We start from the raw sequence: 14098 nt of genomic DNA, 5'->3' as shown, positions 1-14098 counted from the left end.
CACCTCAACGGTCGAAACCAGCCCAAACAGTGAGGGGATCTTCTCATGAGCCGCGCGGCGTCATCTTCCCGCGGTCGCGACGGCGTGGGCCGCGCCGCGTCCGCGGGCTCGGGCGACGATCCTGCCCGCCTGTACGCGTACCGCGGCCTCGGTGGCGTCGCCGGGGTCCGCGAGGCCGACGGCGGAGGCGATGGTGGCGTGGTCGTCGAGGACGAGCCGGAGGCCCGGCCGGGCCTCCGGTGCGAACACCCGCCGCAGGCACCCGCTGATGTCGCCGACCCTGAGCCGCACGAGACGTCCGATCTCGGCGGGATCGCCCGCCACCACGGCCACGGTGATCCGGTCGCCCGGCCGGGCGGCGCGGACGGCTTCCTCCGCCGCCTCCAACCGGCCGGCGCCGAGGACCGCGATCACGCCGTCGGCGTCGAACCCGACCCGCCGGCCGGTGATCTGATCCGGCATCTCGGCGGGCGGCTCCCAGGGGTCCTGGACAGACTGGGCGGGGGCGACGAAGGGCAGATGCGGCGGGTCCCACGTGTCGGCGAGGTCGAGGCCGGCCAGGTGCTCGCAGGCCCGTGCCACGTCGAAGGGGTCGGCGACTCCGGGCGCCGTATCGGCCAGGTGGCCGGCCCCGTTCAGCAGCGTGAGGACCAGTTCGGCCAGCCGTACGCGGCGCGGGTGGCGCGGCGGGCGTGACTCCAGAGCGAGCGCGAGCAGCAGCGCCTCCAGCCTGGTGACCTGCGCCAGCGCGGTGCGGCCCGGCCCGTCGTCGAACACCCCGGCCAGCGAGCGCAGTCGCAGGCTTCCGTCGGCGGGCGTGTCGCCGGTCAGCGGCAGGCGGTCGAGCCAGCTACGGGCGAACGCGCCCAACGCGCCACCCAGCCCGGGCGGCGACGGCGCCTCAGGGAGGTCCGAGCCCTCGATCGAGTCGACCAGGACCGCCAGGTAGAGCGCGCGCTTGCTCGGGAAGTTCGAGTAGACCGCGCCCCGGGTGAGCTCCGCTCGCTCCGCGATCCGGTCGACCTTGGCGTCGGCGTATCCGCGCTCGCCGAACTCCTCCCGCGCGGCGGCCAGGACGGCCGCTCTGGTGCGTTCCTGCTGCTGCGCCCGGGTCAGCCTGACCATCGCCACCTCTTCGTCCCCAACATGGTCACAGGATACTAAGAACATTCGGATGCATGCATCATCTGACTGTGGCCTGGTGTACATCCGCAGGCAGTCCACGGCGGTGACGCCGGACGTGGGGATGTCCGGGGGGGCGTCGCGGTGCCCGGCGGTGCCGGAGGGAAGTCGCCACGGATCCGGCCACGCTTTGCTGTATCAGCAACAATGTTTGCGCAAGCGGTCGCTGGGGTCGCATAGTTCGTCGCGGAGGTGGTCAAGGTGACCGATCAGCTGAGGGACGGCTATGACGTGGTGGTGGTCGGCGGTGGCGCCGCGGGGTTGAGCGGGGCGCTGATGCTCGCTCGGGCGCGGCGGTCGGTGGCGGTGATCGACGCGGGGGCCCCGCGCAACGCCCCGGCGGAGGGCGTACACGGGCTGCTGGGCCGGGAAGGAATCCGCCCGGTCGAGTTGCTGGAGCGTGGCCGGGCCGAGGTCCGCGGCTACGGCGGTCACGTGGTGGCCGGGGAGGTCGCCACGGCGGTCCGGGACGCCAAGGGGTTCACCGTGGCGCTGGCCGACGGCAGGTCCGTCCGGGCGCGCCGGCTCCTGGTGGCCGCCGGGCTGGTCGACGAACTGCCGGACGTGCCGGGGCTGCGGGCTCGGTGGGGGAGGGATGTGATCCATTGTCCGTACTGCCACGGCTGGGAGGTTCGAGACCGGGCCATCGGCGTGCTGGCCAGTGGGCCGACGGCGGTGCACCAGGCGCTGCTGCTGCGTCAATGGAGCGCCGACGTCACGCTCTTCTCCCACACCATGCCGCCGCCGGACGGCGAGGAGGCCGAGCGGCTGGCCGCTCGCGGCATCCCCGTGGTGGACGGCGAGGTGGCGTCCCTGGAGATCGTCGAGGACCGCATCGTGGGAGTACGGCTGGGCGACGGCACGCTGGTCCGGCGCGAGGTGATGGCGGTCTCCGCGCGTATGGTGGCGCGCGCCGGTTTCCTGGCGGCGCTCGGGCTGCGGCCGGTCGAACATGCCACGGGAGCCGGCGAGTACATCCCCGCCGACGCGACCGGCCGTACAGGCGTGCCGGGGGTCTGGGCCGCGGGCAATGTCAGCGATCTGGTCGCCCAGGTGGGCACCGCCGCGGCGGCGGGCGCCACCGCGGGGGCCCAGATCAACGCCGACCTGATCGCCGAGGAGACCCGAGAGGCGGTGGCCGCCTACCGGGACCCGTTCTCGGCCGAGGCGGAAGCGCGTCTGTGCGAACTGGCGATGGGCGACAGCCGCCACGGCCTGTGAACCATCGGTGCAGGTCGCCGTCCTCGCGGGACATATCATGACATGTCGTGATCCGTTCCTGGCGTGGCCGACTAGCGCGTACGGTGCGAGGTGAGCTCGCCTACATCCGCACCAGCCTGCGGGGGCTGGCCACCAAGGGCTCCCACCAACGGCTGCAGGTCCGCCAGATCGGCAAAGCCACCCTGGCCGCCGTGCTGGCCTGGTTCCTGGCCAGCCGGCTGCTGCCGCACGAGAGCATCTGGATCGCGCCCGCCACGGCCGTGATCATGGTGCACGCCACGGTGTACCAGACCCTGACCAACGGGTTACGCCGGGTCGCCGCGGTGGCCACCGGCGTCATCCTGGCCGGCAGCATCGGCTCCCTGATCGGGCTGACCGCGCTCAGCCTCGTGCTGGTCATCCCGCCCGCGCTGCTGGCCGCGCGCTGGCGCCGGATGGGCAGGCACGGCACCGACGTGGCCACCACCGCCGTCCTCATGCTCTCCTTTGGCGCCACCTCTCAGGAGCGCTACCTGCTGGCCTACACCATCGCCACCGCCATGGGCGCGGTGTGCGGGGCCGCCATCAACACCTTGCTGTGGCCGCCGCTGTATCACCGCCGCCCCGACGCGGCCGTCCGGCGCCTGGCCGAGCAGGGCGCTGAGCTGCTCGGCGACGTGGCCGAGGGGCTGCGCAAAGGCTGGGACCTGTCCGGCCTGGCCGAGTGGCAGGCCCAGGCCACCCGGTTGACGGAGCGCCTGGCCGCCGCCGAGGCCGCCGTGGCGGCCGACGCCGAGAGCCGTCGCTACAACCTGCGCCGCCTTACCGTGCCACCCGGCCGCGACCACACCCCGCAACTGCGGACCATGGCCGCGGTCAGCACCCACACCAGCGCCATCATCCAGGCGCTGGCCCACCTCGACCACCGCCACACCCCGCCGTCCAGCGCGACCGACGTCAGCGACGCGTTCGCCCGCGACTACGCCGACCTGCTGGACCAGCTCGCCGACATCATGACTCTTCAGGTCCGGCACGCCGACGACCCCGCCCCCATCCGGGACCAGCTGGCCCGCGCGCACGCCCAGGCCACGGGGATCCACGAGGAGATGAGCGCCGAGATCCAGACCGGTCAGGTCGACCACCCCCAGGGGTGGGCCGTCAGCGGCAGCCTGCTCACCGACGCCCACCGCATCATGATCCTCCTGGCCGACGGACACGACCCGACCATGGTCGCGCCCGCCCAAGGCCCTCACTGAGAACCACGGCCGCCAGGGTCAGTGGCGTTCCTGGCGCGGCAGCACCACCTCGGCCGTGATCAGCTGGAGGGCGGCGGCGGCCGGGATGGCCAGCAGCGCGCCCACCACGCCGAGCAGCGCACCGCCGATCAGCGCGGCAACGATGGTGGTGGCAGGGGGTACGTCGACGGAGGACTTCATCACCCGCGGCGCGATCAGGTAGTTCTCGATCTGCTGGTAGATGATGAAGAACACCAGCGTGGCGATGGCCACCGGAAACGACACGAACAGGGCCACCAAAATGGCCATGGTCGCCCCGATCCCGGCGCCGATCAGCGGTATCAGGTCGGTGACCGCCACGATGATGGACAACGCCAGCGCGTAGGGCACGCCGGCGATCGACAGGAACATGAACGAGGTCACCCCGGCGATCAGGGAGATGAGCAGGTTCCCGGCCACGTACCCGCCGACACTCTTGAAGATCTGATCGCCCAGCATCTGTACGCGCGGCCGCCGGCTCCTGGGGACCAGCCGGTAGCCGACCCGGATGATGGAGGGCAGCGCGGCGAGGAAGTACAGCGTCAGGATCAGTCCCGTGATGGCGGAGAAGACCGCGCTGACCACGACGCTGGCCGCACCGAGCAGCCCGCCGAACAACTGCTGTCCGACCTGGCCGCCGGTGAGGTAGGCCTGAGCCTGCTCCAGCAGGCCGAAGCGCTGATCGAGCTCGCGCACCTGCGGGTTGTTCTGCAACTGGCTGATGTAGGTGGGTAACTGCTCGACGAACTGGCCGCTCTGCTGGGAGACGGCGGGCACGACCGCGATGACGAAGACCGCGAAAAACGCGATCACCGCGACGAACACCAGGGTGATCGCCAGCCAGCGCGGCAGGTGCCGCTCTTCCAGCCATTCCACCATGGGGTTGAGCCCCACGGCGAGGAACAGCGACGTCACGATCAAGATCAGTATCGAGACGGCGGCCGTCATCGCCTGGACCAGCAGCCAGGCGGCCAGCACGCCGAGGGCGGCGGTGAAGCCGAAGAGGAAGGGGTTGCTGCCGAAGGGACGGCCGGGGCGGCCGAACGGCAGCGACGGGTGTTCCTCTCGAACGGTCCGGGCCTCGCCCGGGGCCTGCGCGGTGGAGTGATCAGAGGGTTCCGGCACGGGGCCTCCTCTGCCCGGAGCGATCGCTTCGTACCGTGCCGGGGGTCACAGCTTGCCAACACGCGGCCATGACGCCGACCAGCTCTGGGCGCCCAATCGCCAAGCGGGCGTCCGCTGAGCGTGCTGGAGAGGGCCTGTGCGGTCGCTATGTCATCAGCGGTCGAACCAGCGAGCCGCCGATGGCGTGAGCAGCATGATGACTAGCGCCAGCGGTATGAGCGTGCCGGGCGAGACCAGCCTGACCCAGCCGAAACCGCCGTCGATCGCGTTCATGAGGAGGAAACCACCGACCGAGACCACTTCGACGGCGATGGCACCCCAGCGCACGCGTTTACGTCGCGAAGACCAGCGGGAGAGCAGCCAGCACATGAACGCGGTGATCACCGCGGTGTAGAGCAGCAGCAGGAGGAACGGCCCACTGAAGGCGAAAGCGATCGTGCCGATCATGATGGCGAGCCCCACGAGGCTGAAGGCCACCTCGAGGGTCATGACGAACCTGGCGGCTCGCATGGTGGCCGGCATGCGCTCGACCTGGATCGCGTCCGTCACATGATCAGGGTAACCGTCTCCGCACCGGGGCGCGATCACTCCCAGGTCGCGGAGTCCGGGTCCACGCCGTGGGCGGCCGCGCTCGCGAAGATCACGTCGCGCAGCCAGACGGCCAGTCCCGGCTCAAGGGTGTCGTAGTACTCCGCGAAGCGCGGGTCCCCGGCGTGCATCCGCAGGATGCACACCTGCATCGCCCGCGTACAGTCGAAGTGCTGTGAGATCGACGCGCGGTGCCGCTCGGCGAGCGTGTTCGCCTCGTCGGTGCCGGGCGCGACCCCGGTGCGCTTGGCGGCGGCGAGGTCGGTGTTCAGCGCGTCCGCCTCTGCCGCCATCCGCTTCCAGTCCTGCGGTGTCCTGTCGGCGGCTCGCTCGAGGTACTGGGCCCACTGCGCGCTCTCGCCCCAGCGGTTCGCCGCCTCCTCGGTCCAAGTGGGCTTCCAGTGGCTGCCGAAGATCTCGACCTGCTCTTCCGGGGTCAGCCGCATGCCTGAGTCGGCGGCCTCCGTCACGCGATCGACCGCGCGGACCATCGCCTGGAGGCGGGTGATGCGCTCGACCAGAAGTGACCGCTGCCGGCGTAGGTGCTCGCGCGCGTCGGTGGCCGGGTCGTCGAGCACCCGGCCGATTTCGGCGAGCGAGAATCCGAGCTCCTTGTAGACGAGCACCCGGTGGATCCTGGTGACGTCCTCGGTCGAGTACACCCGGTATCCGGCCCAGGTGCGGCCGCTCGGGCGGACGAGGCCGACGTCGTCCCAGTGGTGCAGCGTTCGTACGCTGATTCCGACGAGCGCGGCCGCGCGGCCGACGGTGAAGCCGTCTGTCCCGGCAGACTCAGCGTCCTCTCCGTCGATGGCGGGTCCGTGTCCGCGGGTTTCCCTCGTCATGGGCTCAGTCTCTCTCACCTTGAGGCCCGGTCCGGGATCGCGGGCAATCCCCCTCTCGCCTGACACTGGATCTCATGGCGCGACGGTCCGGGCCGGGAGATCGCCGTGGCTTATCACCGGCGTATATACCCTCGGGGTATAGTGGCGCCTCATGAGCGTCCCCCTCGCCTTGCTCGGCCTGCTGGAACGGGAGCCGAGTCACGGCTACGACCTGAAACGCGACTACGACACCTTCTTCGGCCGCGGTAAGCCCCTGCCCTTCGGCCAGGTCTATTCCACGCTCGGCCGGCTGGCCAGAGACGGCAAGATCACCGCCGGGCCGAGCGAGCCGGGCGACGGGCCCGACCGTAAGCGCTACGCCATCACCCCGGTGGGCACGGGCGAGGTCGAGGAGTGGCTGGCCGAGCCGGTGGCGGCCGAGCCGTACCTGCAGACCGTGCTGTTCACCAAGGTCGTGCTGGCCCTGATGCTGGGCCGTGACGCGGCGGGTTACCTCGACGCCCAGCGTGCGACGCATCTGCGGCGCATGCGTGAGCTGACCGAGGTCAAGCGCGGCGGCAATCTCGTCGACGCGCTGCTGGCCGATCACGGGCTGTTCCGCCTCGAGGCCGACCTGCGGTGGATCGACGTCACCCAGGCCCGGCTGGACGCGCTGACGGCGGCGGTGCGCGAGCGATGATCGTCAACCCCGTACTGCGGGCGGAGGGGATCAGCCGCTCCTTCGGCAACACGCCCGCGCTGCGCGAGGCCGGCCTGTCGGTGAGCGCGGGCGAGGTCCTGGCCGTCATGGGACCCAGCGGTTCCGGCAAGTCGACGCTGCTGCACTGCCTGGCCGGGATCTTCACCCCGGACAGCGGCGAGGTGTGGTTCGACGGACGGCGCCTGGACACGCTGAACGACGGCCGCCGCAGCGAGTTACGGCGCACCGCCTTCGGCTTCGTCTTCCAGTTCGGCCAGCTCGTGCCGGAGCTGACCGTGGCCGACAACGTGGCGCTGCCGCTGCTGCTCGGCCGTACCCGGCGCCGTCGTGCCTACGCGCGGGCCGCCGCCTGGCTGGAGCGGCTGGAGCTGGCCGAGCTGGGCGGCCGGCGTACGGGGGAGCTGTCCGGCGGGCAGACGCAGCGGGTGGCCATCGCCAGAGCGCTGGTGACCGGCCCGCGGGTCGTCTTCGCCGACGAGCCGACCGGCGCGCTCGACTCGCTCACCGGCGAGCACGTGATGGAGCTGCTGGTGGGCCTGGCCCGCCAGGAGGGCACCACCGTGATCGTGGTGACCCACGACGCCCGGGTGGCCGCCTGTGCCGACCGGGAGGTCGTCGTCCGCGACGGCCGGGTCACCGACCCGTACGCCGGCGGGATCGTCCGATGATCCGGCTGGGCCTGCGGCTGTCGCTGAGCAGCGGCAGGGAGGCGGCGGCCCGGCTGGCGCTGATCGTCGCCGGGGTGGCGGCCGGCGTCGCGGTGCTGCTGGGCACGCTGTCGCTCTTCAACGCCTACCAGGCCACCAACGACCGCCGGTGCTGGGAGTGCACGCGCGGCACCGCCCCCAACGGCTGGGCCCTGGACGCCACCGCCGACGGCGCGCTGTGGAACCTCCACGAGGACTACTACGCCGGCCGGACGATCACGAGGCTGGACGCCGCCGCCCTCGGCGCCCGGGCGCCGGTCATCCCCGGCCTGTCCCGCATGCCCGCTCCCGGCCAGTACTACGCCTCGCCCGCGCTGGCCACGCTGCTGGACTCGGCGCCGCGCGAGCGACTCGCCGATCGCTTCCCCGGCACCCGTGCCGGGCTGATCGGCCAGGCCGGACTGTCCGGGCCCGACGAGCTGGCCATCGTGGTGGGACGGACGCCGGGGCAGGTCGCCGCCATGCCCGGCGCCACGCAGGTCGACACGGTCGCCACCGAGCCCGCGACCGACGGCAACGCCGACATCTACCGCTTCGGCTTCGGCGTCGGCGCCATCGCGCTGGTCGTCCCGCTGCTGGCGCTCGTGGGCACCGCCACCCGGCTGGCGGCCGCCCGCCGTGAGAGCCGCCTGGCGGCGATCCGGCTGGTAGGCGCCACCTCCCGGCAGATCAACGTGCTGGCCGCGGTGGACGCCGCATTGGGCGCGCTGCTCGGCGCGCTGGCCGGTCTGGCGCTCTTCCAGGTGGTACGGCCCGCCCTGGCCGGGGTGCGGATCACGGGTGCCCGCTTCTTCCCCGAGCTGATCGCCCCCCGTCCCTGGCAGTACGCGGCCGTGCTCGCCTGCGTGCCGGTCGCCGCGGCGGGCGCCGCCCTGTGGTCGCTACGCCGGGTGCGGATCTCACCCCTCGGCGTGGCCAGGAAGGGCGCGGCGCCCCCGCCGAGGGCGTGGCGGGTGATCCCGGTGCTGGCCGGGCTGGGGCTGTTCGCGGGACCGGTGTTCCGCGGCGGTAACGACCCGGATGCCGTGCTGGCCGTGGCGGGGCTCGCCCTGATCATGGTCGGGTTGATCCTGGCCGGCCCCTGGCTGACGATGCGGGCCGCCCGCCTGGCCGCCCGGCGGACCCGGAGCGCGGCGACGCTGCTGGCCGCGCAGCGGATGGCCGCCGACCCCAAGGCCGCCTTCCGCGCGGTGAGCGGGCTCGTGCTGGCGGTGTTCGTCGGCACGGCGATCGCCGGCGTCGTCCCCGCGGTGCTGTCCGGCCAGCAGGCCGTGGCCGGGGGAGCGCTGAACCACGTACTGCGCGCCCAGTTCGACCGGCCCGGCACCGCGGGGCTGGCCCAGCAGGCGCAGAAGGACCTGCTCGCCCGGCTGCGCGACTTCCCGGGCGTGGACGTACTGCCGATCTACGCCATGGCGGAGCAGCCGAGCGCCCCCATGCCCACGGACGGCCCACCGCCCCCGAGGACCGTCGTCGAATGCGCGCGCCTGGCCCGCTTCCCCGTGCTCGGGCGGTGCCCGGCGGCCGCGTACGCCGTGGCGGGAGTCTTCAACCGCGTGGCCGGGGCCGACAACCCGCTCACCATCGACAAGATCCTTCCCGTCGCGGGACCCGGCAGCCGGTCCGTCTCCACCACCACCGGCCTCGCCATGGAGGCGATCCTGATCTCCACGGCCGACCCGGCGGCGGTGGAGCGGATCCGCACGCTGCTGGCCGAGCACACCGTCGAGGCCCCGATGACCTTCGCCGAGGTCGCCCAGGTCAGAGCGACCCTGTACACCCAGGGCCAGAACATCGCGCTGGCCGTCGTCGCCCTGACCCTCATCGTCGGCGGCTGCAGCCTCGTGGTGGCGGTCGGCGGCGGGCTGGTCGAACGCAGGCAGCCGTTCACCCTGCTGCGGCTGGCCGGCACCCCCACCCGCACCCTGGCCGGGGTGGTGCTGCTGGAGTCCGCGCTGCCGCTCGTCCTGGCCGCCGTGCTCGCCGCCGGCGCCGGTTTCGGCGTGGCCGAGCCGCTCATCGACCAGCTCGCCATGAAGAAGACCGCTCTGGCGCTGCCCGGCCCCGTCTACTTCGCGACCGTCGGCGGCGGCCTGACCGCCTCCCTGCTGGTGATTCTGGCCGGCCTGCCGCTGCTCAGGCGCCTGACCGCGCCCGACGACGCCCGTTTCGAATAGGAGCCACATGAAGCTCATACCGCGACTGGCCGCGCTGTTCGCGCTGGTCGTGCTCGCCTCCGTGGTGGTGGTGCGCGCCACCGCGCCGTCCGTCGCCGCTGCCGCCGACGAGCGCTACTCCGCCACGATCCGGCGCACCGAGTACGGCATCCCGCACATCTCCGCCCAGGACTACGGCGGCCTCGGGTTCGGGTACGGCTACGCCTTCGCGCAGGACAACCTGTGCGTGCTGGCCTCGTGGGTGGTGACCATGCGGGGCGAGCGCTCCCGCTACTTCGGCGCCACGGCCATGTCCGACGACCCGGTCCGCCCGGTCACCAACCTGTCCAGCGACGTCTACTACAAGAGCGTCGCGGGCTCCGGCGTCGTGGGACGGCTGCTGGCCCGGCCCGCGCCGGTGGGGCCGGGCGACGAGGTGCGCCGCCTGGTCGACGGCTACGTCGCGGGGTACAACCGCTACCTGGCCGACACCGGGGTGGCCAAGCTGCCCGATCCCACCTGCCGGGGCAAGGCCTGGGTCGGCCCCATCACCGCCACGGACATCTGGAACAACCTGCTCGACCTCAACCGGATGGTGGGCAACTCCGGGCTCAAGGACGCCATCACCGGAGTGCGCGGGCCCGAGGCCGACGGCCCGGACAGGAGACCGGCCGCGGGCAGCAACGCCTGGGCGCTGGGCCGGCAGGCGACGCGCGACGGCCACGGCATGCTGCTGGCCGACCCGCACTTCCCGTGGAACGGGATCCGCCGCTTCTACCAGGTGCAGCTCACCATTCCCGGGGTGCTCGACGTCTCCGGCGGCAGCCTGTACGGCACGCCGGTCGTCCAGATCGGCCACAACGCGAGCGTGGCCTGGACCCACACCGTCTCCCACGCCCAGCGCTTCACCGTCTACCAGCTGACGCTCGCGGGCGACCGGAGCAGCTACCTGGTGGACGGCCACGCGGAGCCCGTGGGCCGCCAGGAGGTGGAGGTCACCCTGCAGGACGGCACCACCAGCGGCCACACGCTCTACACCTCGCGCTACGGCCCGGTGCTCGCCGTCGGGCAGACCGACAAGGTCGCGTACGCGCTGGCCGACGCCGGCGCCGCCAACCTGCGCGCCACCGACGAGTGGCTGGCGATGGGCCGGGCGCGGAACCTCGCCGAGCTACGCGCGGCCCAGACCACCTACCAGGGCATGGCGTTCGTCCACACGCTGGCCACCGACGCCGGCGGGACCGCCTACTTCGCCGACACCTCGGTGGTTCCTCACGTCACCGACGCCAAGGCGCGCCGCTGCGCCAAGCCCTCGCCCATTCCGGGGCTGGAGGCGTACGTCCTGGACGGCTCGGCCTCCGCGTGCCGGTGGGGCAAGGACGGCGACGCCGTGGTGCCCGGCATCTTCGGACCGGCCAACCAGCCCAGGCTGACCCGCGCCGACTACGTGGCCAACTCCAACAACACCTTCTGGCTGACGAACCCGTCGGCACCGCTGACCGGCTACCCGCGCGCGTGGGGCCAGGCGCGCACCGAGCTGGAGCCGCGCCCCCGGGTCAGCCTGGACATGATCGCCCAGCGGCGGTCCGGCGCCGACGGCCTCGGCGCGCCCGGCTTCACCCTGAAAACCCTCCAGGCCACCGTGTACGGCAAGCGCAACTACACCTTCGAGCTCATGCGCCCGGACCTGCTCCGGCTGTGCCGTGCCGACCCCGAGCCGACCACCTCCGAAGGCAAGCGGGTGAGCGTGCGCGCGGCCTGCCGGACGCTGCGCGACTGGGACGGGCGCGCCACCCTGGACGGCCAGGGGGCCATCCTGTGGCGGGAGTTCTTCACCCGGCTCGGGCGCCCCACCAGGCCGGGCGAGCCCGTGATCAGCCCTTGGCGGGTGCCGTTCGATCCCGCGCGTCCGCTGACCACCCCTCGGGGGCTCAAGAGCGAGGATCCGACGGTGCGGCAGGCCCTGGCCGATGCCGTGTCGTTCTTCCAAACCAACCGCGTCCCCCTGACGCTGACTCCGGGCCAGGCGCAGCGCTACGCCTCGATCCCGCTTCCCGGCTGCACCGAGGGGGAGGGCTGCTTCGACCGGGTGCGCATGAGGGGCCTGCTCGGCGCCGACGGGCGCTACCCGGAGGTGGACACCGGCTCCAGCTTCATGATGGCCGTCGAGCTCACCCCTGACGGGCCGCGTACGCGTACCGTCCTGACCTACTCCCTGTCCGCCAACCCCGCCTCGCCCCACCACACCGACCAGACGGTCCTGTTCTCGCGTGGCCAGTGGGTCACCGAGCGCTTCACCGAGGCCGAGATCGCCGCCGCCCCGCAGCTGAGGACCTCCACGGTGGGAGGGTGACGGCTCAGCTCAGGCGTCGAGGCGCACGGTGACGGTGACGCGGCCCGCTTCGTCACGTCGGGCGACCGCGTGCCCGGTGCGGTCGGCGCCGTCCAGATCCAGCGATATCGGGCCGCCCTCGTCCAGGAAGTTGCGCCACCACTCCTTGGCGTCCGGCATCTGCACGCCGATGGTGATGACGTCGCCCGCCCGCCGGTAGGCGACGGGTGTGCTGAAGACACGTCCCGAGCGCCGGCCCGTGTAGGTGACGATCGTGAGGTGTTTCCGCACCAGCCGACCCCAGCGAGGGGAGGCGCGCAGCGCGCTCGCGCAGGCGTTGACCCGGCTGACCACTCGCTTCGGAAGGCGTTTTCTGTAGGGCACGGATCCTCCATCCCGGTAACTGGAGGGGAGTCTCCAGTTACCGGCCACCGTAGCACGGTAAATGGAGCGCCCCATCCGGTTGGCCGGGACCTATCGTCCGCGACGCAGCCCGCGCAGGAAGTTCCACAGCGCGGACCGGGGTGATGCCTGCCCGGTGGCGGCCTCGCCCTCGGGGGACGGCTGCGTGTCCACGGGAGCGGGAGCGGGGGCGGTCACGGGGACGTGGGGGCTGGCGAGTTCGTACTGGACGGGCAGGGACCGCAGCGCTCGCATGAAGGGGGAGGGGCGCCAGGGCAGCTGGTCGGCCGGGAGCGCCAGCTTCATCTTGGAGAACCGGCTGAAGAGCCGGCGTACGGCGATCGTGGCGATCTGGGTCGCGAGCCGCTGGCCCAGGCAGCTGTGCGGCCCCGCTCCCCAGGCGAGGTGGGCGCGGGTGCTGCGGATGGCCTGCCGGTCGATCGCCCCGGCGAAGCGCGGGTCGGCGTGCGCGGCCGCGACGGAGAGCATGACCGGATCCCCGGCGGTGATCGTGTAGTTGCCCAGCTTCACGTCCGTCATCGGAAACCGGAAGGTCAGGTTGGCCATCGGCGGATTGAGCAGGGCGACCCGATTGACCGTCTCGTCGATCGAACCCGCCGACAGGCTCTCCCGGACATCCGGATTGGAGATGACCTCGACGACCACGTTGCAGACGAGGCTGGCGGTGAAGTCCAGCAGGCCGGGCAGCATGAGGAGCTCGCGGGCCAGCTCGTCCAGCGTGAAGTCCGGCTTCGCCTCGATCAGGTAGGAGGGCAGGTCGTCCCCGGGATGGTCGCGCTTGCTCGCCGCGAGCTCCGTCATGGCGGCGTACAGCCGCTCGAACGCCGCGGGCGCGTCCGGCCCGGCGTCGACCATCCGCCAGATGTCCATCACGACGTCCTCGCCGCGTGCGGCGGTGAAGCCGAGCATGCGGTTGGCGACCATCAGGGGGAGTGGCCGCGCGTACTGCGCCGCCAGGTCCGCCCATCCCGTGGAGCCGCCTTCCGCCAGCACGTCGAGAAGGTCGTCGGCGTAGCGCACGATCGAACGTTCCAATTGCTGCGCCTGGATGTGGCCGGGGTTCTGGAACGGCATGAGTGCGCTGGTCCACGCGCCCCGCAACTCGCGCTGCGCCGTACCTTCCTGAAACGCCGAGTTGTTGATCTGGAAGACGGGCAGCAGCGGCCAGTCCGCCGGTAGCCGCCCCTCGATGTTGGCCTGCCACCTGTCGACGTGCTTGCTCCAGATGCCGCCCGTGTTCTGCAGGACGCGCAGCACCTCCTCATAGCCCAGGACGAACCAGACCGGCACCCCGAGGAGGTCGACCGGGGCGACCGGTCCGTACGTGGCGCGCAGGCGTTCGTGCACGAGGCCGGGATCGGCGTCGTATTCCCTGGTCAGCAGCGGTTCTATGGATGTCGACGGTGGTGTTTGCGCGGGCTGCTGGGGCCACGGGCCATGGGTCACGGGGACGAACTACCTCTCTGCTTGCTCCCGTCGCCACGTCGGTGCAGAGGTAACAGCACGAGTGATGCGCTCTGGGAGCTTTCGGCCGATTCACACAAGAGGTCAGTAAGCATCACCTAT

General features: G+C 72.1%; 12 protein-coding genes. 6 read left to right on the top strand and 6 right to left on the bottom strand.

All coding sequences use genetic code 11. From position 1 onward, the window contains the following. Positions 1-60: 60 nt before the first annotated feature. Positions 61-1125 (bottom strand): TetR/AcrR family transcriptional regulator, encoded by a 1065-nt coding sequence (locus tag LDL49_RS32405; protein WP_225296659.1) that lies wholly within the window; start codon positions 1123-1125, stop codon positions 61-63. Positions 1126-1383: 258 nt separating this feature from the next. Between LDL49_RS32405 and LDL49_RS32400 the strand changes: the two genes are divergently transcribed. Next, positions 1384-2403: an NAD(P)/FAD-dependent oxidoreductase gene (locus LDL49_RS32400; RefSeq protein ID WP_225296657.1), complete on the top strand. Its 1020-nt coding sequence runs from the start codon at positions 1384-1386 to the stop codon at positions 2401-2403. A gap of 47 nt (positions 2404-2450) precedes the next feature. Next, entirely contained in the window at positions 2451-3638 is a 1188-nt protein-coding gene (locus tag LDL49_RS32395; RefSeq protein WP_225296655.1) for an FUSC family protein, read from the top strand. An 18-nt stretch (positions 3639-3656) separates the two neighbouring features. Here LDL49_RS32395 and LDL49_RS32390 read toward each other — a convergent pair whose 3' ends face one another. From LDL49_RS32390 to LDL49_RS32380, 3 genes are all read right to left on the bottom strand, one after another. Beyond that, a complete protein-coding gene (locus LDL49_RS32390) occupies positions 3657-4781 on the bottom strand; it encodes an AI-2E family transporter (RefSeq protein WP_225296653.1) in 1125 nt (374 codons plus the stop codon). Positions 4782-4934: 153 nt separating this feature from the next. Then, complete coding sequence (locus LDL49_RS32385) at positions 4935-5330, bottom strand: hypothetical protein (protein ID WP_225296651.1); 396 nt, start codon at positions 5328-5330, stop codon at positions 4935-4937. 35 nt (positions 5331-5365) lie between these two features. Further along, on the bottom strand, positions 5366-6214 hold the full coding sequence (locus LDL49_RS32380; RefSeq protein WP_225296649.1) for a MerR family transcriptional regulator: 849 nt from the start codon (positions 6212-6214) through the stop codon (positions 5366-5368). Positions 6215-6365: 151 nt separating this feature from the next. On the opposite strand from LDL49_RS32380, the gene LDL49_RS32375 reads away from it, so the two are divergent. Genes LDL49_RS32375 through LDL49_RS32360 form a run of 4 tightly spaced genes read left to right on the top strand, consistent with a single transcriptional unit; the run spans position 6366 to position 12130 of the window. Continuing rightward, positions 6366-6893, top strand: coding sequence for a PadR family transcriptional regulator (locus tag LDL49_RS32375; RefSeq protein WP_225296647.1), 528 nt, complete (start codon positions 6366-6368; stop codon positions 6891-6893). Further along, on the top strand, positions 6890-7582 hold the full coding sequence (locus LDL49_RS32370; protein ID WP_225296645.1) for an ABC transporter ATP-binding protein: 693 nt from the start codon (positions 6890-6892) through the stop codon (positions 7580-7582). Before LDL49_RS32375 ends, LDL49_RS32370 begins: the two co-directional genes overlap by 4 nt. After that, positions 7579-9798 carry an FtsX-like permease family protein gene (locus LDL49_RS32365; protein ID WP_225296643.1) on the top strand — a complete coding sequence of 740 codons (2220 nt, stop codon included), beginning with the start codon at positions 7579-7581 and terminating at the stop codon, positions 9796-9798. Before LDL49_RS32370 ends, LDL49_RS32365 begins: the two co-directional genes overlap by 4 nt. A 7-nt stretch (positions 9799-9805) precedes the next feature. Further along, positions 9806-12130: a penicillin acylase family protein gene (locus LDL49_RS32360; protein ID WP_225296642.1), complete on the top strand. Its 2325-nt coding sequence runs from the start codon at positions 9806-9808 to the stop codon at positions 12128-12130. Positions 12131-12139: 9 nt separating this feature from the next. Here LDL49_RS32360 and LDL49_RS32355 read toward each other — a convergent pair whose 3' ends face one another. Further along, entirely contained in the window at positions 12140-12493 is a 354-nt protein-coding gene (locus LDL49_RS32355) for a hypothetical protein (RefSeq protein ID WP_225296640.1), read from the bottom strand. Positions 12494-12583: 90 nt separating this feature from the next. Continuing rightward, entirely contained in the window at positions 12584-13978 is a 1395-nt protein-coding gene (locus tag LDL49_RS58585; protein WP_225296638.1) for a cytochrome P450, read from the bottom strand. Between the last annotated feature and the right edge of the window lie 120 nt (positions 13979-14098).

It is taken from the genome of Nonomuraea aurantiaca, from assembly GCF_020215705.1.
GTDB classification, from domain to species: Bacteria; Actinomycetota; Actinomycetes; order Streptosporangiales; family Streptosporangiaceae; genus Nonomuraea; species Nonomuraea aurantiaca.
The sequence above is the reverse complement of the archived record's forward strand: the minus strand, read 5'-3'. Positions and strand labels throughout refer to the sequence as shown.